General features: G+C 62.8%; 22 protein-coding genes. 17 read left to right on the top strand and 5 right to left on the bottom strand.

What is annotated here, in order from left to right; all coding sequences use genetic code 11:
• The 3 genes from IVB40_RS25760 to IVB40_RS25750 form a co-directional block, all read right to left on the bottom strand.
• Complete coding sequence (locus IVB40_RS25760) at positions 1 to 969, bottom strand: ABC transporter permease (RefSeq protein ID WP_027568895.1); 969 nt, start codon at positions 967 to 969, stop codon at positions 1 to 3.
• Positions 970 to 1,950 (bottom strand): ABC transporter permease, encoded by a 981-nt coding sequence (locus IVB40_RS25755; RefSeq protein ID WP_027568896.1) that lies wholly within the window; start codon positions 1,948 to 1,950, stop codon positions 970 to 972.
• Positions 1,951 to 2,065: 115 nt separating this feature from the next.
• A complete protein-coding gene (locus tag IVB40_RS25750; protein WP_247816699.1) occupies positions 2,066 to 3,664 on the bottom strand; it encodes an ABC transporter substrate-binding protein in 1,599 nt (532 codons plus the stop codon).
• Positions 3,665 to 3,969: 305 nt separating this feature from the next.
• Here IVB40_RS25750 and IVB40_RS25745 point away from each other — a divergent pair, with 305 nt between their 5' ends.
• The 6 genes from IVB40_RS25745 (at position 3,970) to IVB40_RS25720 (ending at position 11,699) form a co-directional block, all read left to right on the top strand.
• Entirely contained in the window at positions 3,970 to 4,227 is a 258-nt protein-coding gene (locus IVB40_RS25745; protein ID WP_007593837.1) for a DUF6489 family protein, read from the top strand.
• On the top strand, positions 4,227 to 5,027 hold the full coding sequence (locus IVB40_RS25740) for an alpha/beta hydrolase (RefSeq protein ID WP_247816698.1): 801 nt from the start codon (positions 4,227 to 4,229) through the stop codon (positions 5,025 to 5,027). Before IVB40_RS25745 ends, IVB40_RS25740 begins: the two co-directional genes overlap by 1 nt.
• Before the next feature lie 46 nt (positions 5,028 to 5,073).
• On the top strand, positions 5,074 to 6,624 hold the full coding sequence (locus IVB40_RS25735; protein ID WP_247816697.1) for a wax ester/triacylglycerol synthase family O-acyltransferase: 1,551 nt from the start codon (positions 5,074 to 5,076) through the stop codon (positions 6,622 to 6,624).
• Positions 6,625 to 6,634: 10 nt separating this feature from the next.
• On the top strand, positions 6,635 to 7,630 hold the full coding sequence (locus tag IVB40_RS25730; RefSeq protein ID WP_247816696.1) for an alpha/beta hydrolase: 996 nt from the start codon (positions 6,635 to 6,637) through the stop codon (positions 7,628 to 7,630).
• Positions 7,631 to 7,760: 130 nt separating this feature from the next.
• On the top strand, positions 7,761 to 10,994 hold the full coding sequence (locus IVB40_RS25725; protein ID WP_247816695.1) for a cytochrome P450: 3,234 nt from the start codon (positions 7,761 to 7,763) through the stop codon (positions 10,992 to 10,994).
• 30 nt (positions 10,995 to 11,024) lie between these two features.
• Positions 11,025 to 11,699 carry a spermidine synthase gene (locus IVB40_RS25720; RefSeq protein ID WP_027568902.1) on the top strand — a complete coding sequence of 225 codons (675 nt, stop codon included), beginning with the start codon at positions 11,025 to 11,027 and terminating at the stop codon, positions 11,697 to 11,699.
• A 29-nt stretch (positions 11,700 to 11,728) separates the two neighbouring features.
• Here IVB40_RS25720 and IVB40_RS25715 read toward each other — a convergent pair whose 3' ends face one another.
• Positions 11,729 to 12,193 carry a nuclear transport factor 2 family protein gene (locus IVB40_RS25715; protein ID WP_027568903.1) on the bottom strand — a complete coding sequence of 155 codons (465 nt, stop codon included), beginning with the start codon at positions 12,191 to 12,193 and terminating at the stop codon, positions 11,729 to 11,731.
• A 145-nt stretch (positions 12,194 to 12,338) separates the two neighbouring features.
• Positions 12,339 to 13,253 carry an alpha/beta hydrolase gene (locus IVB40_RS25710; RefSeq protein WP_247816694.1) on the bottom strand — a complete coding sequence of 305 codons (915 nt, stop codon included), beginning with the start codon at positions 13,251 to 13,253 and terminating at the stop codon, positions 12,339 to 12,341.
• Positions 13,254 to 13,423: 170 nt separating this feature from the next.
• Between IVB40_RS25710 and IVB40_RS25705 the strand changes: the two genes are divergently transcribed.
• The 11 genes from IVB40_RS25705 to paaD all read left to right on the top strand — a co-directional run bounded on the left by IVB40_RS25705 (position 13,424) and on the right by paaD (position 22,155).
• On the top strand, positions 13,424 to 13,807 hold the full coding sequence (locus tag IVB40_RS25705; RefSeq protein WP_247425902.1) for a hypothetical protein: 384 nt from the start codon (positions 13,424 to 13,426) through the stop codon (positions 13,805 to 13,807).
• Entirely contained in the window at positions 13,804 to 14,886 is a 1,083-nt protein-coding gene (locus IVB40_RS25700; RefSeq protein WP_247816693.1) for an alpha/beta fold hydrolase, read from the top strand. Before IVB40_RS25705 ends, IVB40_RS25700 begins: the two co-directional genes overlap by 4 nt.
• A complete protein-coding gene (locus tag IVB40_RS25695) occupies positions 14,883 to 15,476 on the top strand; it encodes a GNAT family N-acetyltransferase (protein ID WP_007593821.1) in 594 nt (197 codons plus the stop codon). Before IVB40_RS25700 ends, IVB40_RS25695 begins: the two co-directional genes overlap by 4 nt.
• Positions 15,477 to 15,679: 203 nt before the next feature.
• A complete protein-coding gene (locus tag IVB40_RS25690; RefSeq protein ID WP_027568907.1) occupies positions 15,680 to 16,135 on the top strand; it encodes a phasin in 456 nt (151 codons plus the stop codon).
• A 158-nt stretch (positions 16,136 to 16,293) separates the two neighbouring features.
• On the top strand, positions 16,294 to 17,580 hold the full coding sequence (locus tag IVB40_RS25685; protein ID WP_247816692.1) for a DUF445 domain-containing protein: 1,287 nt from the start codon (positions 16,294 to 16,296) through the stop codon (positions 17,578 to 17,580).
• A gap of 201 nt (positions 17,581 to 17,781) precedes the next feature.
• Positions 17,782 to 18,552 carry an alpha/beta hydrolase gene (locus IVB40_RS25680; protein WP_247816691.1) on the top strand — a complete coding sequence of 257 codons (771 nt, stop codon included), beginning with the start codon at positions 17,782 to 17,784 and terminating at the stop codon, positions 18,550 to 18,552.
• Positions 18,553 to 18,648: 96 nt separating this feature from the next.
• Positions 18,649 to 19,515: a phenylacetic acid degradation operon negative regulatory protein PaaX gene (paaX, locus tag IVB40_RS25675; RefSeq protein WP_247288567.1), complete on the top strand. Its 867-nt coding sequence runs from the start codon at positions 18,649 to 18,651 to the stop codon at positions 19,513 to 19,515.
• A gap of 76 nt (positions 19,516 to 19,591) precedes the next feature.
• A complete protein-coding gene (gene paaA / locus IVB40_RS25670; protein WP_247425909.1) occupies positions 19,592 to 20,584 on the top strand; it encodes a 1,2-phenylacetyl-CoA epoxidase subunit PaaA in 993 nt (330 codons plus the stop codon).
• A 10-nt stretch (positions 20,585 to 20,594) separates the two neighbouring features.
• Entirely contained in the window at positions 20,595 to 20,882 is a 288-nt protein-coding gene (gene paaB, locus IVB40_RS25665) for a 1,2-phenylacetyl-CoA epoxidase subunit PaaB (protein ID WP_106942621.1), read from the top strand.
• Positions 20,882 to 21,658, top strand: a complete 777-nt coding sequence (gene paaC / locus IVB40_RS25660) for a 1,2-phenylacetyl-CoA epoxidase subunit PaaC (RefSeq protein ID WP_247816690.1) — start codon at positions 20,882 to 20,884, stop codon at positions 21,656 to 21,658. Before paaB ends, paaC begins: the two co-directional genes overlap by 1 nt.
• Positions 21,652 to 22,155, top strand: coding sequence for a 1,2-phenylacetyl-CoA epoxidase subunit PaaD (gene paaD / locus IVB40_RS25655; RefSeq protein ID WP_027568914.1), 504 nt, complete (start codon positions 21,652 to 21,654; stop codon positions 22,153 to 22,155). Before paaC ends, paaD begins: the two co-directional genes overlap by 7 nt.

The raw sequence follows: 22,155 nt of genomic DNA, 5'->3' as shown, positions 1-22,155 counted from the left end.
TCATCGGAGTTTCGGGTTAAGCGCATCGCGCAGCCAGTCGCCGAGCAGATTGATCGACAGGATCAGCGCCGCGAGTGCGATTCCAGGGAAGGCGACGATCCACCATTCGCCCGCGAACAGATAGTTGTTGCCGATGCGGATCAGCGTGCCCAGCGATGGCATGGTCTCGGGCATCCCCGAGCCGAGGAACGACAGCGTCGCTTCGGTGATGATAGCGAGCGCGAGATTGATGGTGGCGATGACGAGAATCGGCCCCATCGTGTTCGGCAGCACGTGGCGCAACATGATCACCGGGGCGGGCAGGCCAATGAGCTGGGCGGCGGCGACATAGTCCTTGTTCTTCTCGACCATGACGGAGCCGCGCACGGTGCGGGCATATTGCACCCAGAAGCTCAACCCGATCGCGAAGACCAGGACAGCCAGCATGCTCATCTCGTCGAGCTTGTTGCCGAAAACCGATTTGGCGATGCCGTTGATCAGCAGCGCGATCAGGATCGCCGGGAATGAAAGCTGCACGTCGGCGATGCGCATGATCAGCCCGTCGACGGCACCGCCGAAATAACCGGCCGTCAGCCCGAGCAGGATGCCGATCGCGCCGGAGAAGACGACGCCGAGCACGCCGACGAGAAGCGAGATGCGCATGCCGTAAAGAATCGCGGACAATACGTCCCGGCCTTGTTCGTCGGTGCCGAGCAGGAACGGGCTCTGGCCGTCTGAGGTCCATAATGGCGAGATGCGCGAGTTCATCAGCTGGAGCTGCGCCGGGTCGAAGGGATTTTGGACCGATAGCACCGAGGCGAGGATCGCGAGCAGGAAGAACAGCAGCGTCACCGCCGCTGCGACCATGGTGATTTTGGAGCGGCGAAATGAATAGAACAGGTCGCTGTCGAGCGCGCGTTTAATCCAACCCGGCGCGTCGGCGCGCGGGCCGCGTTCTTCGACCTTGTGCGGGACGACGGCTTCGCTCATTCAATGTGCCCGGCTGATCGTCGAGCGCAGCCGCGGATCGACGATGGTGTAGAGGATATCAACCACGAGATTGATGGTGACGAAGATCAGGGACACCATCATCAGATAGGCGGCCATGATCGGGATATCGACATTCTGCACGGCCTGCACGAACAGCAACCCCATGCCGGGCCACTGGAACACGGTCTCGGTGATGATCGCAAATGCAATTACCGAGCCAAATTGCAGGCCGGCCACCGTGATGACCGGGATCATCGTGTTGCGCAGCGCATGACCGTAATGGATGGCGCGGGTGGTGAGGCCGCGGGCACGGGCGAAGCGGATGTAGTCGGTGCGCATGACTTCGAGCATCTCGGTGCGGACCAGCCGCATGATCAGCGTCATCTGGAACAAACCCAGCGTGATCGAGGGCATGATCAGCGCCTTCAGTCCTGACAGCGTCAGCAGACCCGTCGTCCACCAGCCGATATGCACGACGTCGCCGCGCCCGAACGAGGGCAGCCAACCCAGCGTCACCGAGAACAGGTAGATCATGAGAATGCCGATCAAGAAGGTCGGCAGCGAGATGCCGATCAGCGAGATAGCCTGGAACGCGTGTGTGAGCCAGCTGTCGCGGCGAAGCGCCGAATAGACGCCCATCAGGATGCCACAGAGCATCGCGAAGATGGTGGCGCAGATCGCGAGCTCCAGGGTCGCGGGCATCCGCTCCATCAGAAGATTGGAGACAGGCAGGCGGAACTGGTAGGAGACGCCGAATTTGAACTGCGCAGCGTTGCCGATATAGCGGCCGAACTGCACGATCACGGGATCATCGAGGCCGAGCGATTTGCGGATAGCGGCGCGTTCGGCGCCGGACGTGTCCATCCCGACCATCTGGTTCACGGGATCGCCGGCGAAACGAAACATCGAGAAGGAGATGATCCCGACGGCGATCATGACACCAATGGCCTGAATGGCCCGGCGCAGTGTGAAAGCGAGCATCTGTTCCTTTCACATATCTTCAGTGGCACGCATCATTGCGTTAGCCCGAAACAGCAAGTCCCGGAAGCCAGATCTTGAAAACGATGGCTTCCGGGACTTCACAACTTGTCGACGCCTACTCGTCCTGCTTGGTCGCCCAGTAGAGCATGACCATGTTGTCCGCACGCTGGGTCAACTTCACCTTCTTCGAGACGCCCCAGGCGAGCGCCTGCTGGTGCAGCGGGACGTAGGCCCAGTCCTTGATCGAGACCTCGAAGGCCTGCTTGATCAGGAGATCGCGCTTGCCCGTATCGGGTTCCACGAGAACCTTGTCGGCGAGTTCATCGAACTGCTTGTTGCAATAGCCGGCGAGATTGGCTTCGCCGCGGTTCGGATCCTTGGGATCGTCCCGGCAGCCCATGATGTCGTGCAGCACGTTATGGGAGTCGAGGGTATCCGGGGTCCAGCCCAGCATGAACAGCGAAGTCTTGTAGCCGCCGGGCTTCAGCACCTTGGCGAAATACAGGGCCTTGGGTTGCGCCAGCAGCTCCACTTTGAGGCCGATGCGGGCGAGCATGCCGACGACCGCCTGACATATCGCGGCGTCATTGACGTAGCGATCGTTGGGGCAGTCCATCGTGACTTCGAAACCCTCGGGATAGCCGGCGTCAGCCAGGAGCTTCTTGGCGGCGTCGGGATCGAGCTTCGGCCGGGTGAAATCCTTCGAGGCAAAGATCTCTGGTGCGACCATCAATGCGGACGGCGTAGACAGTCCGCGCATGACGCGATTCTTGATCAGGTCGATGTCGATTGCCCTGTAGACGGCTTCGCGGACGCGAACGTCCTTGAATGGGTTCTTGCCCTTGACGTTGGAGTACAAGAGCTCGTCACGCGCCTGATCCATGCCGACAAAGATGGTGCGGAGTTCAGGTCCCGTCAGCACGGTGGCGTTCGGACTCGCTTTCACGCGCTCGATGTCCTGGACCGGAACCGGCTCGATCACGTCGACCTCGCCGGACAACAGCGCCGCAACACGCGTGGCGGGGTTGGCGATCGGCGTGAAGATGATCTCCTTCAGATTATGTTCCGGCTTGCGCCACCAGTTCGGATTGGCCTTGAAGACGGTCTTCACGCCCGGCTGATGGCTGTCGATCGTGAAGGCGCCGGTGCCGTTCTCATGGAGCGAGGCGTAGCTCGGGGTCGTCGCGGCGGCGGGCGTCGGTGCCACCGCATCGTTCGCCTCTGCCCATTTCTTGTCCATGATGTACCAGGTGGCCCACAGCGCCGTCAGAATGGGATTGGGCGAGGTCAGGATGAAATCGACGGTGTAATCGTCGATCTTGACCACCTTGGCATCGGCGGGAACGCGGCTCTGGAAATTCGAACCTTTCGCCCGCACGCGTTCGGCCGAGAACACCACGTCGTCCGCAGTGAACGGGTCGCCGTTGTGGAATTTGACGTCCTTGCGCAGGTGAAAGCGCCAGCGTGTCGGCTCCGGCGTCTCCCAGCTTTCGGCGAGTGCCGGGACGATCTTCAGGTCCTTGCCGCGGGCAACCAGGCCCTCATAGACATGACCGAGATGCGCGCTGGTGGTCGACTCGTTCAGCGTGTACGGGTCGAGCGACTTGAGCTCACCCTGGTTGGCATAGCGCAGCGTCTGGCTCGACGCCGGCGAGACCGCCAACGCAAGCATACTGGCGAGCGTCGCCGCAAACAGACTTCGTCCGACTGACATTCTTGACCTCTCCACTCGCCCGCACCGTCATTTTTGATTGTTCGGCGGGGCTGATCGAACCATGTTGCCCAGAGTTCTCGACCCGTGCAAGCGCCATTCCAGCAAGGAACGCGCCAAGTTGCACCGCTTTGCAGCAATGCTGACCGACATTGACGGGCCGATGGGCGAGGACGCCAGCGTTTTTGATTGACCATATCCGCCGATCGCGGAAGCCGGAGCGCCGCGACCGGCCTCAGGTCGCTTGCGTTGCACACCGTCTCGCGGCGATACTGCGGCCGGGCGCTCGAATCTCATCTGGAGGGGACATGAAGGTTAATATCGAAATCGACTGCACCCCCCTCGAAGCCCGTCAGTTCATCGGATTGCCCGATCTGGCACCGATGCAGACGGCGGTGATGGACAAGCTGCAACAGCAAGTCTTGAGCAACATCGACAAGGTCTCGCCGGAGTCGCTGATCCAGAGCTGGTTCACCTTCGATCCCAAGCTTGCCGAGCGGTTTCAGGACATGTTCGTCACCATGGCCGGCCTCGGCGGCACGCGCAGCGGCGACAAGAAGAAATAATGCCGCCCGGTCCGGACGGGCCGCAGACCCCAGGCCGGCTTCGTCCGCCCGGCCTTGCTTTGCTGCTCGCCGAAGCCCGAGGGCTGCTCGAACTCAACGCCAGCCTGCTGCTGTCGCCGGTCCTGATGCGGGCGCCCAAAGGCGATAGCCATCCGGTGCTGGCGCTGCCTGGCTTCCTCGCCAGCGACCTCTCGATGGCGCCGATGCGGCGCTATCTCAGCGAGCTCGGCTACGAGGCACATGCCTGGCGGATGGGCCGCAATTTCGGCGGGTTCGGACGGATGCGGGATTCATTACGCGCCCGTCTCGCCGAAATCCATGCTGCGAGCGGACGCAAGGTCAGCCTGGTCGGCTGGAGTCTCGGCGGCGTCTATGCGCGCGATCTCGCGCTGCAGGCGCCCGACTTGGTCCGCAATGTCATCACGCTCGGCAGCCCTTTTGCCAATGACATAAGAGCGACCAATGCGACGCGGCTCTACGAAATGATGTCCGGCGAGCGTGTCGAGGATTTCGCCGAGCTGCGTGAGGCGATCGCCGGCGATCTTCCGGTGCCGGCGACGTCGATCTATTCGCGCGCCGACGGCATCGTGAACTGGCGGACCTGCCTGCTGCGTCCCTTCGACCGCGCCGAGAACATCGAGGTGCACTTGGCGAGCCATATCGGGCTTGGGGTGAATCCCGCAGCGCTATGGGCCGTGGCGGACCGCCTTGCGCAACCGGAAGGGGAGTTCTGGCCATTTGACAGGGCAGGGCCGTTTGCCATTGCATATGCCCCGCCGGAACAGGCAGTATCGGCCTGACGAGAAGCGCCGCCTAAGGCGCCAGTCAAATACTCGGGAGGGAACTATGGCTGACGGTAAGAAACTGTCGTCGCTGGATGCGTCGTTTCTCTATCTGGAAACGCCGGAAATGCCGATGCATGTCGGGAGCATGGCGATCTTTCGCCTGCCGGACGACTACAAGGGCGACTTCTTCGAAGATTTCAAGGCGATGATCGTCTCGCGCCTGCACATCGCGCCGATCCTCAAAGCGCGGCTGGAGAAGGCGCCGCTCGACATCGATCATCCCTCCTGGGTGGAGGACGACCAGTTCGACATCGACCGTCACATCTTCCGCGCCAGCCTGCCGCAGCCGCGCGACCGCGCCACGCTCGAACGCATCGTGGGCTGGATGCACGCCAAGCTCTTGAACCGTGCCCGCCCGCTCTGGGAGTTCTACGTGTTCGAGGGCATGAAGGACAATGAGGTCGGGCTTTATTCGAAGATGCATCATGCCGCCATCGACGGCGGTGCCGGTGCGGCGCTGACCAACATGATCTACGATATCTCGCCGATCCCGCGGAAGGTCGATCCGCCGACCGCGGGAGCGAAGCCCGGGCAGGAGCCGCGCGACATCGCAGCGAACCTGGTCGATTCCTACCAGCAGCTCTTCACCCAGCCGCTCGATGCATCGGCCGCCGCGAAGAACCTGCAACTGCCGCGCACCGGCAAGAGCGACATCGGCTCGATCCTGTTCGACAATGCGATGTACCAGATCGAGAGCGCGGTGCGCTTTGCCGGTAACATCCCGACCATGGTCAAGAGCGTCTCGGACGTGCTCGGCAAGATATCCGATCCAAAATCGCGCGAGAGCCTTGCCAGCATGGTGTCGCCGCCGACCATGCTCAACAAATCGATCTCGTCCGAGCGCAGCTTCGCCGGCGTCTCGATTTCGCTGTCGCGATCCAAGGCGCTGGCCAAGCAGGCCGGCGGCAAGCTCAACGACGTCGTGCTGGCGCTCGCCTCCGGCGTGGTCCGGCGCTACCTCCAGCAACACGGAACGCTGCCGGCGAAGTCCCTGACCGCTGCCGTGCCGATCTCGCTGCGTGAGGAAGGCAACACCGAAGCCAACAACCAGGTGTTCGGCATGATCTGCTCGATCGGGACCAACATCGACGATCCCAAGGCGCGCCTGGAAGCCATTATCGCGCAATCGACCAAGTCCAAGGAGATGTCGCATCCGCTGCGGGCACTGATGCCGCAGATCTCCAATATCTCGATGCTGGGCGCGCCGATCGTCGTGCAGATCATGGCGCTGCTCTACAGCCGCTCCGATTTGTCGAATGTGCTGCCGCCGGCTGCGAACATCACGGTGTCCAACGTGCCGGGGCCGCGGCAGACGCTGTACGCCGCGGGCGCGGAGCTGTTGCACATCTTCCCGGTGTCGATCTCGACACACGGACAGGCGCTCAACATCACCGTGCAGAGCTATCGCGACCAGCTCGATTTCGGCTTCATCGTCGGCGCCAACATCATTCCGCACGTGCAGGTGATGTGCGACATGTTGCCGGAAGAATTCGCCGCGCTGGAGGCGTCCTATGCTTTGCCCGCTGCGGACATCAAGGGCGCCGCTGAGTAGGAATGTTCCGATGATTGAAATGCCGCCGCTCAAGTTCGTGCAGACGAACGGAATCCGCATGGGCTACTATGAGGCGGGCCCGGTCACAGACAAGCCACCGATGGTGCTGTGCCATGGCTGGCCCGAACTCGCATTTTCCTGGCGCCACCAAATCAAGGCGCTCAGCGAGGCCGGTATCCGCGTGATCGCGCCGGATCAGCGCGGCTACGGCGCGACCGACCGGCCCGAGCCGGTCGAGGACTACGACATGGAGCATTTGACCGGCGATCTGGTCGGGCTGCTCGATCATCTCGGGATCGACAAGGCAATCTTCGTCGGCCACGACTGGGGCGGATTCGTCGTCTGGCAGATGCCGCTGCGGCATCCTGCGCGCGTCGCTGGTGTGGTCGGCGTCAACACGCCGCATTGGGACCGCGCGCCGATCGATCCGATCACGCTGTTCCGCCAGCGCTTCGGCGATCAGATGTACATCGTCCAGTTTCAGGATCCCGCGCGTGAGCCGGACAGGATATTCGGCAGCCGCGTCGAGCAGACGTTCGACGCGTTCATGCGCAAGCCGCTGGCGCGGCCGGCGGCGAAACCGGAGGAGCCGCCGATCGCGGGTGTCGGCGCCTCGTCAAAGACCAATCTGGCGTTCCCGCAGATGATCGCGGCCTACGATGCAAAGCACGATCCCCGGATTCCGATCCTGTCGGCCGACGAGAAGAAGGTGTTCGTCGATACGTTCACGAAAACCGGCTTCACCGGCGGCATCAACTGGTATCGCAACTTCACTCGCAATTGGGAGCGCGCGAAAGGCCTGGACCATCAGGTGCACGTGCCGTCATTGATGATCATGGCCGAGAACGATGCCGTGCTGCCGCCGTCGGCGGCCGACGGCATGGAGACGCTGATATCTGATCTGGAGAAACATCTTGTCAAGGACAGCGGCCATTGGACGCAACAAGAGAAGCCGGAGGAGGTCAGCGCCAAGCTGATCGAATGGCGTAGAAGGCGGTTCGGCTAGCTGATCATTGCGAACTCGTCATTGCGAGGAGCGAAGCGACGAAGCAATCCAGGCTGCCTCCGCCGACATATTTCTGGATTGCTTCGCTTCGCTCGCAATGACGACATTGAAGCAGGGGGACTACATTTCGATGTCATCCAAGAATCGTCTGGACCCGATCCCGCAGCCGCCGACCAAGCCGGTGGTCGGCAACATGCTGTCACTGGATTCGGCCGCGCCAGTGCAGCATCTGACCCGGCTTGCCAAGGAGCTGGGGCCGATCTTCTGGCTCGACATGATGGGCTCGCCGATCGTGGTCGTCTCCGGCCACGATCTCGTCGACGAGCTCTCGGACGAGAAGCGTTTCGACAAGACGGTGCGTGGTGCATTGCGGCGGGTGCGCGCAGTCGGCGGCGACGGCCTGTTCACGGCCGACACCAGGGAGCCAAACTGGAGCAAGGCGCACAACATCCTGCTCCAGCCCTTCGGCAACCGCGCCATGCAGTCCTATCACCCGAGCATGGTCGACATCGCCGAGCAGCTCGTCGGCAAATGGGAGCGGCTCAACGCTGACGACGAGATCGACGTCGTCCACGACATGACGGCGTTGACGCTGGATACGATCGGCCTGTGCGGCTTCGACTACCGCTTCAATTCGTTCTACCGGCGCGACTACCATCCTTTCGTCGAGTCGCTGGTGCGCTCGCTCGAAACCATCATGATGACGCGCGGCTTGCCGTTCGAGCAGCTCTGGATGCAGAAGCGGCGCAAGACGATGGCCGAAGACGTCGACTTCATGAACAAGATGGTCGACGAGATCATTGCGGAGCGCCGCAAGGGAGGAGAGGCGACCGACGACAAGAAGGATATGCTTGCGGCGATGATGACGGGCGTCGATCGCTCGACCGGCGAACAGCTCGACGACGTCAACATCCGCTATCAGATCAACACGTTCCTGATCGCAGGCCACGAGACCACCAGCGGCCTGTTGTCCTGCACGCTCTATGCGCTGCTCAAGCATCCCGAGATTCTCAAGAAGGCCTATGACGAGGTCGACCGCGTCTTCGGTCCCGACGTCAATGTACGGCCGACCTATCAGCAGGTGACGCAGCTCACCTACATCACGCAGATCCTGAAGGAGGCGCTGCGGCTATGGCCGCCAGCGCCGGCCTATGGCATCTCGCCGCTGAACGACGAGACCATCGGCGGCGGCAAGTACAAGCTCAGGAAGGGTACGTTCACCACCATCCTGGTGACCGCGCTGCATCGTGATCCCTCGGTCTGGGGTCCGAATCCGGACGCGTTCGATCCGGAGAATTTCAGCCGGGAGGCGGAAGCCAAACGGCCGATCAATGCCTGGAAGCCGTTCGGCAACGGCCAGCGCGCCTGCATCGGCCGCGGCTTCGCCATGCACGAGGCCGCGCTCGCGCTCGGCATGATCCTCCAGCGATTCAAGCTGATCGACCACCAGCGCTACCAGATGCATCTGAAGGAAACGCTGACGATGAAGCCGGAAGGCTTCAAGATCAAGGTCCGTCCGCGCGCCGATCGCGAGCGCGGTGCCTATGGCGGACCTGTGGCGGTGTCGTCGGCGCCGAAGGCCCCGCGTCAGCCCACCGCGCGTCCCGGCCACAACACGCCGATGCTGGTGCTCTACGGCTCCAATCTCGGCACCGCCGAGGAGCTGGCGACTCGGATGGCCGATCTTGCCGAGATCAACGGCTTTGCCGTGCATCTGGGGCCGCTCGACGATTACGTCGGCAAGCTGCCACGGGAGGGTGGCGTGCTGATCATCTGCGCTTCCTATAACGGCGCGCCGCCGGACAATGCGACGCAATTCGTCAAATGGCTCGGTGACGAGCTGCCGAAGGATGCGTTTGCCAATGTGCGTTACGCCGTGTTCGGCTGCGGCAACAGCGACTGGGCCGCGACCTACCAGTCGGTGCCGCGCTTCATCGATGAGCAGTTGTCGAAGCATGGCGCGCGCGCGGTCTATCCGCGCGGCGAAGGCGATGCGCGCAGCGATCTTGACGGCCAGTTCCAGAAATGGTTCCCGGCGGCCGCCCAGGTCGCGACCAAGGAATTCGGCATCGACTGGAATTTCACCCGTACCGCGGAGGATGATCCGCTCTACGCGATCGAGCCGGTCGCGGTGACCGCCGTCAACACCATCGTCGCCCAGGGCGGCGCGGTGGCAATGAAGGTGCTGGTCAATGACGAGCTTCAGAACAAGGCCGGTTCCAATCCGTCAGAGCGTTCGACGCGCCACATCGAGGTGCAGTTGCCGTCCAACATCAATTACCGCGTAGGCGATCATCTGAGCGTGGTCCCGCGCAACGATCCGACGCTGGTGGATTCGGTCGCCCGTCGCTTTGGCTTCCTGCCGGCCGACCAGATCAGGCTTCAGGTCGCCGAAGGCCGCCGCGCGCAATTGCCGGTCGGCGATGCCGTGTCGGTCGGCCGCCTGCTCAGCGAGTTCGTCGAGCTCCAGCAACTGGCGACACGGAAGCAGATCCAGATCATGGCCGAGCACACGCGTTGTCCGGTCACGAAACCAAAACTGCTGGCCTTCGTCGGCGAGGAGCCCGAGCCGCTCGAGCGCTATCGCAGCGAGATTCTGGCCCGGCGGAAATCGGTGTTCGATCTGCTGCTCGAATATCCGGCCTGCGAACTGCCGTTCCACGTCTATCTGGAAACGCTCTCGCTGCTGGCGCCGCGTTATTATTCGATCTCGTCTTCGCCGTCGGTCGATCCGGTTCGTTGCAGCGTCACGGTCGGAGTGGTTGAAGGGCCGGCCGCCTCGGGCCGCGGCACCTACAAGGGTATCTGCTCGAACTATCTCGCCAATCGACGCGCGGGCGACGTGATCCATGCCACCGTGCGTGAGACCAAGGCCGGCTTCCGGCTCCCGGACGATCCATCCGTGCCGATCGTCATGATCGGCCCGGGCACGGGATTGGCGCCGTTCCGCGGCTTCCTCCAGGAACGCGCCGAGCGCAAGGTCAAGGGCGCCGCGCTCGGTCCGGCCATGCTGTTTTTCGGCTGCCGGCATCCCGATCAGGATTTTCTCTACGCGGACGAGCTGAAGGCGCTGGCGGCAAGCGGCATCACCGAGCTGTTCACGGCGTTCTCACGAGCGGAAGGCCCGAAGACCTATGTGCAGCACGTCCTCGCCGCGCAGAAAGACAAGGTCTGGCCGCTGATCGAGCAGGGCGCGATCGTCTATGTCTGTGGCGACGGCAGCAAGATGGAGCCCGACGTGAAGGCGGCGCTGGTCGCGATCCATCGCGAGAAGAGCGGCAGCGATGCCGCCACGGCTGCCCGCTGGATCGAGGAGATGGGCACGAAGAACCGGTATGTGCTGGACGTGTGGGCAGGTGGATAATCCGGCGGCCGATCGTGCTAAAGCTCTCGCATGATTCCCTGGGAAAAGATCGATACCGCCAAAATCCCCGGCTCCGATGAAGAGCTTCGCCTGATGCGGCGAGGCAAGGAGTTTTCCATCAAGCTCGGCACCAACGAGCTGATGAACAACCGCCTGTCAGGCTCGGAGGCCGCGCTCGCCACACTCGCGGCGAAGCAGATCGAGACGGTGGCAAAACCTGTCGTCCTCATCGGCGGCCTTGGCATGGGTTTTACGCTGCGTGCGGCGCTTACCGTGCTGGGAGGCAAGGCCAAGATCGTGGTTTGCGAGCTCGTGCCGGCGGTCGTCGCCTGGGCGCGAGGCCCGATGGCGCAGGTGTTCGGTGACAGTCTCGATGACGTCAGGGTGAGAATCCGGGAAACCGACGTCGGCGAAACCATCCGGGCACAGCGGTCGGCCTTCGACGCCATTCTCCTGGATGTCGACAACGGGCCGGAAGGGCTGACCCGGAAGGGCAACGATGCGCTCTACAATGCGAGCGGGTTGAAGGCGGCGAAGACGGCGCTGCGGCCGGGAGGCGTGCTCGCGGTCTGGTCCTCGGGACCCAACCCGGCCTTCACCAAGCGGCTCGGGAGTGCCGGCTTCGACGTCAACGAAGTCAACATTCGCGCCACCGGAAGAGGCGGTGGCGCGCGTCACGTGATCTGGTTGGCCAGGAAGAGTTAGGCCGTCTGCGCAGCAACCGGTTCAATCCGTCAGAACATCGTGTTGTTGTTCGCCGGATTTTCCGGGATCGGTTGCACGACGTCCCAGTGTTCGACCACCTTGCCGTTCTCCAGCTTGAAGATGTCGACGATCGCGTTGCCCCTGCTGCCGGGCTCGCGAACCGCGTGAACGTGCAGGATGACGTAGTCGCCACCCACGAAGCTGCGCTTGATCTCGCTGTGCGAGTTCGGGAATTTCTCGCGCAGGAAGCCGATGAATTTTCGGAAGCCGTCCGGACCATCGGCCGCGTTTGGATTGTGCTGGACGTAGCGGTCGCCGACATGGGCGAGGGCTGCATCGGCGTCCTTTTGGTTGAGCCCCTTCTCATAGAACGCAAGCACAGTTTTGCGATTGGCTTCTTCTTGCGCGCTACCCGCCATCGCGGCGCCGCTCGCGAGGGACAGCGTGACGACTGAAGCGGCGATGATTGCGGCTGACCGGACGATGAGATGCATGTGAACTCCGAGAGGCCGCAGCCTCTTTCTTGCGGATTGAGGTTCTTGGCGATTGAGGAAAGGCTGTATAGCTTTCGTGCCGGCTTGCGTTAAGAGAGTAACCGGCAGCTCACATGGTCACCGTGAGGAGACCTTCTGCGTCGGTTTACGCCGCACGCGCCGCTGCGCCATGTGCGTGCTGGGCGATGGCGCCGATGATCTCCGGCCAGAACCGCATCGGCAGCGCGTGGCCCATGCCTTCGATCATCAGCAGCTTTGCGCCAGGAATTGACTCTGCCGTGTCCTTGCCGCCCTCGGGGCGGACCAGCGGATCGACGGTGCCATGGATGACCAGCGTCGGTGTCTTGACGCCGTACAGTCGCTCCTTACGGCTGCCGGAGGCGAGCACCGCCCGGAGCTGCCGGCCGACGCCGGCCGGATTGAGCCCGCGCGCGAACACGCGCTCGGCACGGCCGGGATCGAGCGCCTCTTCCTCCGGAAAGGACCCGGCCCGCAACACGTTCCAGGTCTGGCCGTAGCGGACGATGAACTCCTCCTTGCTGCGTGGCGGCGCCGCCATCAGCATCGCGGCGGCCTCACGTGTCGGCGGCGGCACGCGCGGATTGCCGGTCGTCGACATGATCGAGGTGAGTGAGCGCACGCGCTCGGGAAACGACAACGTCACTTCCTGCGCAATCATGCCGCCCATGGACGCCCCGACCAGATGCGCCGACTTGATGCCGAGTGCGTCCATCAGCCCGACCGTGTCTTTCGCCATGTCGATCAGCTTGTAGGTTGCGGCCACGGGAATCCTGAGAAACCGTAGCTTCAACAACTCAAGCGGCGTCAGACGCTTGCCGCCGGTGAGATGGCTCGACTTTCCGATGTCGCGATTGTCGAACCGAACGACGCGAAAGCCCTGCGCGGCGAGCTGCTCGCAGAACGCATCGTCCCAGTGGATCATCTGGGCGCCTAACCCCATGATCAGCAGCAGCGGCTCGGCACTGTCGTTGCCGAAAGTCTCGTAACAGATGTCGATGCCGTTGGCGTGGACGGTTTGCGGCGGCTGATAGGCGTTCACGGGCGCGTTCCCTCGGCTTTTGATCAATGCTGTATCGCATGGTTTCGTCTCGCAATGAAGCCGCGTCCGCGACATCAGACCCGCTGCTTGCCGGTTGACCGGCACCGCGCAACGGTGTGGTATGGCGAAAAAGGAAGGGCATCGAAGCTCTCGAGTTCAGGAGGACGCCGATGACCGACAAGAGCAACGACCCCATTGCCATGTGGCAGAAGATGGTTGGCGAGATGGAAAAGGGGTTCAACTCCTTCGCCAATCAGGCCATGTCGTCGCCCGAGTTTTCGCAAGCCGTGAACCGGGCCGGCGGCGTTGCTGCAGGTGCTCAGAAGCAGCTCGGCGACCTCATGGAAAAATATCTGGTCTCCATGAATCTGCCGAGCCGGGACCAGGTCACGGGCCTTGCGGAACGGCTGCAGTCCATCGAAGGACAGATCGGTGAGATCAAGTCGATGCTGAGCCAGATGGCGGCGAGTTCCGGCATTTCTCAGGGCTCCGACACTGCATTGCGCCCGCCGCGCACCAAGCGCCCGCCATCTGAAGGCGGAGAGCAGACATGAATGCACCCGCCGGACTAGACTTCGCAGGGATCCCGGAGCGCATCCAGTCCGAGGTGCAGCGCGCCATCCAGCGCAGCATCAAGGGCGTCGAATATTTCTCGACGTCCGGTCCCACGCTCGGCTCGACCCCGAAGGACGTGCTGCATTCGCGCGGCACGATGAGCCTCTACCACTATCGTCCGATGTCCGACGAGATCTATCGAATTCCGATCTTGATCGTGATGGCGACCACCAACCGCGGTTACATTCTCGACCTCGTGCCCGGCCAGAGTTTCATCGAGTTCCTGTTGAAGCGCGGCTACGACGTCTACATGCTCGACTGGAGCGCGCCACGACCGGAGGAGAAGAGCCTCCGCATGGAGGACTATGTCCTCGACTTCATCCCGGATTGCATCCGCCGCGTGCAGCAGAATTCCGGCGAACAGGACGTCTCCGTCATCGGCTATTGTTTCGGCGGCGTGCTGTCGCTGCTCTACGGCTCGATCCACAGTGACGGGCCGATGAAGAATTTGGTCTGCTTCACCACGCCGATCGACTTTCGCGAGATGAAATTGTTTTCGAACTTCTCCGACCGTCGCTATTTCGATGTCGATCGCCTCGTCGACAGCGTCGGCAACGTGCCGCCCGAGATGATCCTGTCGTCGTTCGAGATGCTGCGCCCGGCCTCGCGCACCGTCAGCCAGATCCAGCTCTGGGAAAACATCTGGAATGACGAGTTCGTCAAATCCTACCGGATGTTCGACCGCTGGGCGACCGACACGCTGCCGCTGGCCGGCGAATATTTCCGCACCATCACCAAGGACCTGATGTGGGACAACAAGCTGTTCAACGATACCATGTCGGTCGGCGGCCGTGCTGCGAAGCTCGAGGACATCAAGGTGCCGTTCCTGCATGCGGTGGCGGAGCATGACCACATCGTGCCGTATGAGGCTGCAAAGCACCTGATCGCCAAGATCGGATCGGAGGACAAGGAGGAGGTGATGCTGAAGGGCGGTCACGTCTCGCTCGTCGCCGGCGCCAATGCGGTGAAGCGGCTATGGCCGAAATTGGATTCCTGGCTGGGGAAGAGATCGACATGAGTGAGCAGCGTTCCTATCCGCGTCATGTGAAGACGGACGCGGGCGATATCGAGATCCGCCTGATGTCGCCTGCGGACGAGGCCGCGGTGCTCGCCTTCGGCAAGGGCCTGCCGACCCACGACCTGTTGTTCCTGCCGCGCAACATCAGTGAGCCGAAGGTGCTCTCCGCCTGGGTCAAGGAGATCGAGCGCGGCGCGATCACGAGCCTGCTCGCGGTCAGGGGCGGCACGGTCGTCGGCTGCGGCACGCTGGTGCGCGATCCGCACTCCTGGTCGCCCCATGTCGGCGAGATCCGGATGGTGGTTTCGCTCGATGTGCGCGGAAAGGGGGTGGGTCGGACGCTGTCGCAGGAGACCTTCGCACTCGCGCTCGGCGCCGGCCTCGAAAAGCTCTCGGTCCAGATGACGGTCGATCAGCAGGCCGCGATCACGCTGTTTGAGAGCCTCGGCTTCAAGGCCGAGGCACTGTTGCGCGATCATGTCCGCGACGTTGACGGCAAGACCCACGATATCGTTGTGCTCGGGCACAACATCGCGCAGGTCCAGGCCCAGATGGAGGCCTATGGGCTGCCCGGCGCCGTCCAGCATTGAGAACCGGTGGACGGGTGGTCGGGAACCCGGATGGTCAGGGAGGCGCCAGATTGCCTCCTATTAAGGCTATTCACGGTTTCGTGATATCGCACTGCAACATCGATATTGCATCGCACAATTAACTTTGCCATATAAGCCGTGCCCCGGGCCAAAACCGGACGGGGTGAGCCCATAGCTCAACCAATGAGGATGGAGAGACCCCAATGACCACCGAAACCAACACCGCTTTCGAAGGCTTCAAGGACGCGTTCAAGAACATCCAGAACCTGGAAGTTCCCGAGGCCGCCCGCGAGTTCGTCAAGAAGTCCGCCAATACCGCCAAGGACCGTGCTGCCGAAGTGTTCGCTGGCTCCGAGCGCGTGACCGCCGCCGTCGAGAACGCGGTGACCGAGTCCGTCACCGAAGCCGGCAAGATCAGCCGCAACATCCAGCAGGCGATCTACGAGGACGCCGAGGCATTCTTCGCGGGCATCGACAAGCTCGCGTCCGCCAAGTCGTTCAGCGAAGCTGTCGAGATCCAGTCCGGCCTGCTCCGCGCCCGCGGCGAAGCGTTCGTCTCGCGCGCCAAGGCGACCACCGACTATTTCGGCAAGCTCGCCGCCAACGGTGCGAAGTCCGCTCAGGACAATTTTGCCAAGGTCTACAACAAGACCGCCTGATACGGCCCCTGAGTAAAAACTGAATTTAAGGCCCGCTTCGGCGGGCCTTTTGTTATTCCGCCGTAGGTGTCATTGCGAGCGAAGCGAAGCAATCCAGTCTGCCTCCTTGCTCTGGATTGCTTCGCTTCGTTCGCAATGACGGATAGTGTGATGCTGTGATGAATACATCAGGCACCTTCTCTTTCGACTCCCCCGGCGACGCAGAACGCGCGGCCGAATTACGCCGCGTGAAAGCGCTGGCGACGCTGGTGCTGGTTTCGACGCTTGTCCTGTTCGTCTTTGCGAAATGGCTGCTGCCTGTGCATCCCGTGTTCGGATTCATCGCGGCCTTCGCGGAAGCCGCGACGATCGGCGGACTCGCCGATTGGTATGCGGTGGTCGCGCTGTTCAAGCGTCCACTCGGCCTGCCGATTCCGCACACCGCGATCATCCAGAGCAACCAGGCCCGTATCGCCGATAAGCTCGGCGAGTTCATTCAGGTGCATTTCCTAGAGGCTGCTCCCGTCGAGGCCAAGCTGAACGAGATCGATTTCGGCTCGTTCGTCGCCGACTGGCTGCGTGATCGCAAGCGTAGTGACGACCTTGCGCGCTTTGCGCTGCGCCTGCTGCCGGAGGCTGTCTCTGCGACGGAAACCTCGGGCCTGATGACCTTCATCATCCGCCGCATGTCCTCGCAGCTCCAGGCGATCGACCTCGCGCCGCTCGCGGCCGGCACGCTGCGGGGCTTCGTTGCCGAGGGACGTCACCAGATCCTGTTCGACGATCTCCTGCGCGTGATGCACGAGACGCTGAACCAGACCGAGACGATGGCGATGATCCGTGAGAAGGTGCGGGCGGAATTGCCGACCCTGCTCAGGCTCTATCGCGCCGACAAGTTTTTGGTGAACAAGATCGTGGCCTCCGCCACCGCTTTCTTCAATGAAGTGCGCAGCGATCCCAAACATCCGTTCCGCGGCGAGTTCGATCGCATGGTGCTGAGCTTCGTCGACCGGCTCGGCACCGACCAGGCCTATATCGACCGCATCGACGGTTTGAAGCGCGATCTGCTCGCGCGTCCCGAGCTCGCCGATCTCGCCCGCACCGTGTGGGCCAACACGCGGTCCTTCATCGAGCGTAGTGCAAGCGGCGAGACCCAGGTCCTGCAGCATCATCTCGCCGGTATGTGTGTCGCGGCGGGCGAAGCGCTTGCCGGCGATGGCGAGCTGCGCGGCGAGATCAACAAGGGTCTGGTCGCGGTGCTGCGCAGTTTCGTCGCGGACCAGAAGAGCGGCGTTTCGACCTTCATCTCCGACCAGGTGAAATCGTGGGACATGGCGCAGCTGATTTCGCTGATCGAAATCAACATTGGCCGCGACCTGCAATACATCCGCTTTAACGGCTCGCTGATCGGTGGGCTGGCGGGCCTGGCGCTTTACTCCGTAGAATTCCTGCTTCGATTGTTGTGACTTTTGCGTCACGGACGCTGGCATTCACGCGCCGGCCTATTGTGGCCTCGGGTCTCACCAGCTTGAATGTAGGGAACCGGCGTCCTAGCTGATTCATGGTGCGCTGCGGAACGTTCGAAAAGCTGGCGTGTTGGAATTCATACCTGTTTGCCGGCCTCGCAGCCGGTGGTCTTTTCAGCATTTCTTCCGAGGGATCCATTGATGACCGCTTCTGCCCAGACGCTGAGCCCGCCGTCTCGCACCCTGATGTTCCTGGAAGGGCGAGCGATCCACGAGTTTGGCGCATTCCTCGGCGCGCTGCCGCTGCTCAGCCTTGCGCCGCGGGGCGATGGGCATCCGGTGCTGGTTCTGCCGGGCCTCGTGGCCTCCGACGGGTCCACGCGCGCGTTGCGCACATTTTTGTCGGGCAAGGGCTATGCGGTGAGCGGCTGGCGCCAGGGCCGCAATTACGGCCTGCGCGAGGGCGTGCAGCACGCGATGGTGGATCTGGTTCAGGAGCTCAGCGACAGGCACGGCCGCAAGATCAGCCTGGTCGGCTGGAGCCTCGGCGGTCTCTATGCGCGCCAGCTCGCCAAAATGATGCCCGACCGCGTGCGCCAGGTGATCACGCTCGGCAGCCCCTTTGCCGGCGATCCGCATTCGACCAATGCTTGGCGCGTCTATGAATGGGCGAGCGGGCGGAAATCCGACGAGGTCGATCCGCAGTTCGGCGGCGATCTCGCCGTTCCGCCGCCGGTGCCGACCACGGCGATCTTCAGCCGCACCGACGGTGTCTGCGCCTGGCAGGGCTGCATGGAGAAGTCGGGCGCGCAGACCGAGAGCATCGAGATCGAGAGCAGCCATTGCGGCATGGGCCATCATCCGGCTGCTGTCTTCGCGGTGGCTGATCGCCTTGCGCAGAAGGAAGGCAGCTGGCGGCCCTTCGACCGCAGCGGCTGGCGCAGCGTGGTCTATCCCGATCCGCATCGGTAGTTCTTTGCCTCTCCCCGTAAGAACGGGGAGATGGAGAAACAAGACCGTCGCACCCGTCCATTGTCGCGCCCGCACCAAACGCGCTATGCCTCGCGCATGGCGCATCCCTTGTCCCGCATCATCGAGCAGCTCAAACGCGAACCGTCGCGCACCGGCTCCATCGTCATCACGGTGTTCGGCGATGCCATCGTGCCGCGTGGTGGCTCGGTATGGCTCGGCACGCTGCTGGAATTCTTCGAAAGTCTGGACATCGACAGCGGCGTGGTGCGTACCGCGATGTCGCGGCTTGCCGCCGATGGCTGGCTGACGCGCGAAAAGGTCGGCCGTAACAGTTTTTACCGCCTGGCCGACAAGGGCCGCCAGATCTTCGAGGCCGCGACACGCCATATCTACGATCCGCCGCCATCCGGCTGGACCGGGCGCTTCGAGCTGCTGCTGATCGGCAATGGCGAGGATCGCGACGCCTCGCGCGAGGCGCTCCGCAATGCCGGCTTCGGCAGTCCGCTGCCGGGCGTGTGGGTCGCGCCGTCGGGCGTGCCAGTGCCGGACGAAGCCGCGGGCGCCATCCGTCTGGAAGTCTCGGCCGAGGATGACAGCGGCCGACGGCTGCTCAGCGCGAGCTGGCCGTTGGATCGCACCGCAGACGCCTATCTCAAGTTCATGAAGACGTTCGAGCCGCTGCGCGCCGCGATCGCGCGCGGCACGGGCTTGTCCGAAGCCGACGCCTTCACGGCGCGCATCCTCCTGATCCACCATTACCGTCGCGTCGTGCTGCGCGATCCGCTGCTGCCCGAAAGCCTGCTTCCGGCGAACTGGCCGGGCAAGGCCGCCCGCGCGCTGTGCGGCGACATTTATCGCGCGCTGCTTGTCCCATCAGAACAATGGCTTGATGGCAACGGAACCAATGAAAAGGGCCCATTGCCGCCGGCGCGAAAACTCTTGGAACGGAGATTCGAGGCTTGATCGTTATGTTACAGAAATATCTTGCATGAGATAATTCTTGTTATATATTGTCTCTCAATAAAATGGGAGGGTGCGCATGTATACCCAGGCGCTGAACACGACCGAGACCGATGATCGCGGTCTTGAGGACGCGGCCAAGGCTGCGCAGTTCCAGGCCCGCATCGATGCCGAGGAGCGCATCGAGCCAAACGACTGGATGCCAGCGGCCTATCGCAAGACGCTGACGCGCCAGATCTCCCAGCACGCTCATTCCGAAATCGTCGGCATGCTGCCCGAAGGCAACTGGATCACGCGTGCGCCGTCCTTGCGCCGCAAGGCGGCGCTGCTCGCCAAGGTGCAGGACGAGTGCGGCCACGGGCTTTATCTCTATGCCGCGGCCGAGACGCTCGGCACTTCGCGCGAAGAGCTGGTCGACGCCATGCTCGCGGGCAAGGCTAAATATTCATCGATCTTCAACTATCCGACGCTGACCTGGGCCGACATCGGCACCATCGGCTGGCTGGTCGACGGCGCCGCGATCATGAACCAGATCCCGCTGTGTCGCTGCTCCTATGGTCCTTACGCGCGCGCGATGATCCGCGTCTGCAAGGAGGAGTCGTTCCACCAGCGTCAGGGCTATGAAATCATGCTGACGCTGTGCCGTGGCTCCGACGAGCAGAAGGCGATGGCGCAGGATGCCTTGAACCGCTGGTGGTGGCCGGTGCTGATGATGTTCGGCCCGCCCGATGCCACCAGCCAGCACAGCGACATCTCGACGAAGTGGAAGATCAAGCGCTTCTCCAATGACGAGCTGCGACAGAAGTTCGTCGACGCCACCGTGCCGCAGGCGCAATATCTCGGCCTCACCATTCCCGATCCCGGCATGATTCAGGATGCGGACGGGCACTGGCGTTACAGCGAGATCGACTGGACAGAATTCAAGCAGGTGCTCGCCGGCAACGGCCCGTGCAATCGTGACCGAATGGCCGCGCGCCGCAAGGCGCACGACGAAGGCGCCTGGGTGCGCGAGGCGGCAGCTAGCTATGCCGCAAAGCGCGCGCAGCGTCGAACTGCACAAGCGGCAGAGTAGGGAGATCGCAATGGCCACGCCAAACACGCCGCTGTGGGAAGTCTTCATTCGCAGCCGCAACGGGCTCGCGCACAAGCATGTCGGCTCGCTGCATGCGAGCGACGCCACGATGGCCTTGCAGGCCGCCCGCGATATCTACACCCGTCGCGGCGAAGGTCTTTCGATCTGGGTCGTGCCGTCGACGGCGATCACCGCAAGCGATCCCGCCGACAAGGGCATGATGTTCGAGCCGGCGGAGTCGAAGATCTACCGGCACCCGACGTTTTACGAAGTGCCCGAGGAAGTGGGACACATGTGATGCCCGTCGCGAACATCGAGGTCTCAGAAACACCACTGGTGCTCTACGCGCTGCGCCGGGCCGACGACGCGCTGATCCTTGGGCACAGGCTGTCGGAATGGTGCGGACATGCGCCGATGCTGGAAGAGGACATGGCGCTCTCCAACATCGCGCTCGACCTCCTTGGCCAGGCCCGCGAACTCTACTCTTACGCCGCCAAGGTCGAGGGCAAGGACAACGACGAGGACAGCTTCGCATACCTGCGCGACGTCAGGCAGTACCGCAATTTGCTGCTGGTCGAGCAGCCCAATGGCGATTTTGCCCAGACGCTGGTGCGGCAGTTCTACTATTCCGCCTTTGCTGATCTCTACTGGCGTGCGATGATGACTTCGCGCGATGCGGCGCTAGCGGCCATTGCCGCCAAGTCGGAGAAGGAGAGCGCCTATCACCTTCGCCATGCCTCGGAGTGGATCATCCGGCTCGGTGACGGCACGGCTGAAAGCCATGCCCGCGCGCAGGCCGCGATCAATCATCTCTGGGCTTTCACCGGTGAGATGTTTGCCGTCGATGAAGGCGAGCGCGCCCTGATCCATGCCGATATCGCCGTCGATCCCGGAAGCTTGCGGGGTCGCTGGATGACGACACTCTCGGGTGTCGTCAGTGAAGCCACGCTAGAGCTGCCGCAGACCGACTGGATGCAGCAAGGCGGTCGTTCCGGGCGGCACAGCGAGCATCTTGGCCATCTTCTGTCCGAGCTGCAGTCGATGCAGCGCACTTTCCCGGGGCAGACATGGTGACGGTGCTGGAGCCCCATAGCGAACTGCGCCAACGGGCCTGGGATGCCGCGGCGAGCGTGGTCGATCCCGAAATTCCGGTCTTGACCATCGCCGATCTTGGCGTGCTCCGTGATGTCGTCCTCGACGGCGATCACGTCGAGGTCGCGATCACCCCGACCTATTCGGGCTGCCCAGCCATGAACATGATCGCGCTGGAAATCGAAGTCGCGCTGGAGCGCGCCGGTTTTTGCAGTCCAAAAGTCCGCACTGTGCTCTCGCCGGCCTGGACCACCGACTGGATGAGCGAAGAGGGCCGCCGGAAGCTTCACGCCTACGGCATCGCGCCGCCGCAGGATTCGAATTCACGCCGCGCGCTGTTCGGCGAGCAAGCTGTTACGTGCCCGCAATGCGGCTCGGCGAATACCGAGTTGCTATCCGAATTCGGCTCCACCTCCTGCAAGGCGCTCTGGCGCTGCAGGGCCTGCCGCGAACCCTTCGATTATTTCAAGTGTCATTGA

This window comes from Bradyrhizobium sp. 40, from assembly GCF_023100925.1.
Taxonomy (GTDB): domain Bacteria; phylum Pseudomonadota; class Alphaproteobacteria; order Rhizobiales; family Xanthobacteraceae; genus Bradyrhizobium.
This window is presented reverse-complemented; position numbering and strand designations above follow the sequence as displayed.

Bases quoted from the DNA above. Each gene is read 5' to 3' on its own strand.
- paaC (WP_247816690.1), top strand. From the start codon at position 20,882: ATGCCCGTCGCGAACATCGAGGTCTCAGAAACACCACTGGTGCTCTAC.
- IVB40_RS25725 (WP_247816695.1), top strand. From the start codon at position 7,761: ATGTCATCCAAGAATCGTCTGGACCCGATCCCGCAGCCGCCGACCAAG.
- paaA (WP_247425909.1), top strand. From the start codon at position 19,592: ATGTATACCCAGGCGCTGAACACGACCGAGACCGATGATCGCGGTCTT.
- paaX (WP_247288567.1), top strand. From the start codon at position 18,649: ATGGCGCATCCCTTGTCCCGCATCATCGAGCAGCTCAAACGCGAACCG.
- IVB40_RS25720 (WP_027568902.1), top strand. From the start codon at position 11,025: ATGATTCCCTGGGAAAAGATCGATACCGCCAAAATCCCCGGCTCCGAT.
- IVB40_RS25700 (WP_247816693.1), top strand. From the start codon at position 13,804: ATGAATGCACCCGCCGGACTAGACTTCGCAGGGATCCCGGAGCGCATC.
- IVB40_RS25680 (WP_247816691.1), top strand. From the start codon at position 17,782: ATGACCGCTTCTGCCCAGACGCTGAGCCCGCCGTCTCGCACCCTGATG.
- IVB40_RS25730 (WP_247816696.1), top strand. From the start codon at position 6,635: ATGATTGAAATGCCGCCGCTCAAGTTCGTGCAGACGAACGGAATCCGC.
- IVB40_RS25705 (WP_247425902.1), top strand. From the start codon at position 13,424: ATGACCGACAAGAGCAACGACCCCATTGCCATGTGGCAGAAGATGGTT.
- IVB40_RS25695 (WP_007593821.1), top strand. From the start codon at position 14,883: ATGAGTGAGCAGCGTTCCTATCCGCGTCATGTGAAGACGGACGCGGGC.
- IVB40_RS25690 (WP_027568907.1), top strand. From the start codon at position 15,680: ATGACCACCGAAACCAACACCGCTTTCGAAGGCTTCAAGGACGCGTTC.
- paaD (WP_027568914.1), top strand. From the start codon at position 21,652: ATGGTGACGGTGCTGGAGCCCCATAGCGAACTGCGCCAACGGGCCTGG.
- IVB40_RS25715 (WP_027568903.1), bottom strand. From the start codon at position 12,193: ATGCATCTCATCGTCCGGTCAGCCGCAATCATCGCCGCTTCAGTCGTC.
- IVB40_RS25740 (WP_247816698.1), top strand. From the start codon at position 4,227: ATGCCGCCCGGTCCGGACGGGCCGCAGACCCCAGGCCGGCTTCGTCCG.
- IVB40_RS25750 (WP_247816699.1), bottom strand. From the start codon at position 3,664: ATGTCAGTCGGACGAAGTCTGTTTGCGGCGACGCTCGCCAGTATGCTT.
- IVB40_RS25685 (WP_247816692.1), top strand. From the start codon at position 16,294: ATGAATACATCAGGCACCTTCTCTTTCGACTCCCCCGGCGACGCAGAA.
- paaB (WP_106942621.1), top strand. From the start codon at position 20,595: ATGGCCACGCCAAACACGCCGCTGTGGGAAGTCTTCATTCGCAGCCGC.
- IVB40_RS25735 (WP_247816697.1), top strand. From the start codon at position 5,074: ATGGCTGACGGTAAGAAACTGTCGTCGCTGGATGCGTCGTTTCTCTAT.
- IVB40_RS25755 (WP_027568896.1), bottom strand. From the start codon at position 1,950: ATGCTCGCTTTCACACTGCGCCGGGCCATTCAGGCCATTGGTGTCATG.
- IVB40_RS25745 (WP_007593837.1), top strand. From the start codon at position 3,970: ATGAAGGTTAATATCGAAATCGACTGCACCCCCCTCGAAGCCCGTCAG.
- IVB40_RS25760 (WP_027568895.1), bottom strand. From the start codon at position 969: ATGAGCGAAGCCGTCGTCCCGCACAAGGTCGAAGAACGCGGCCCGCGC.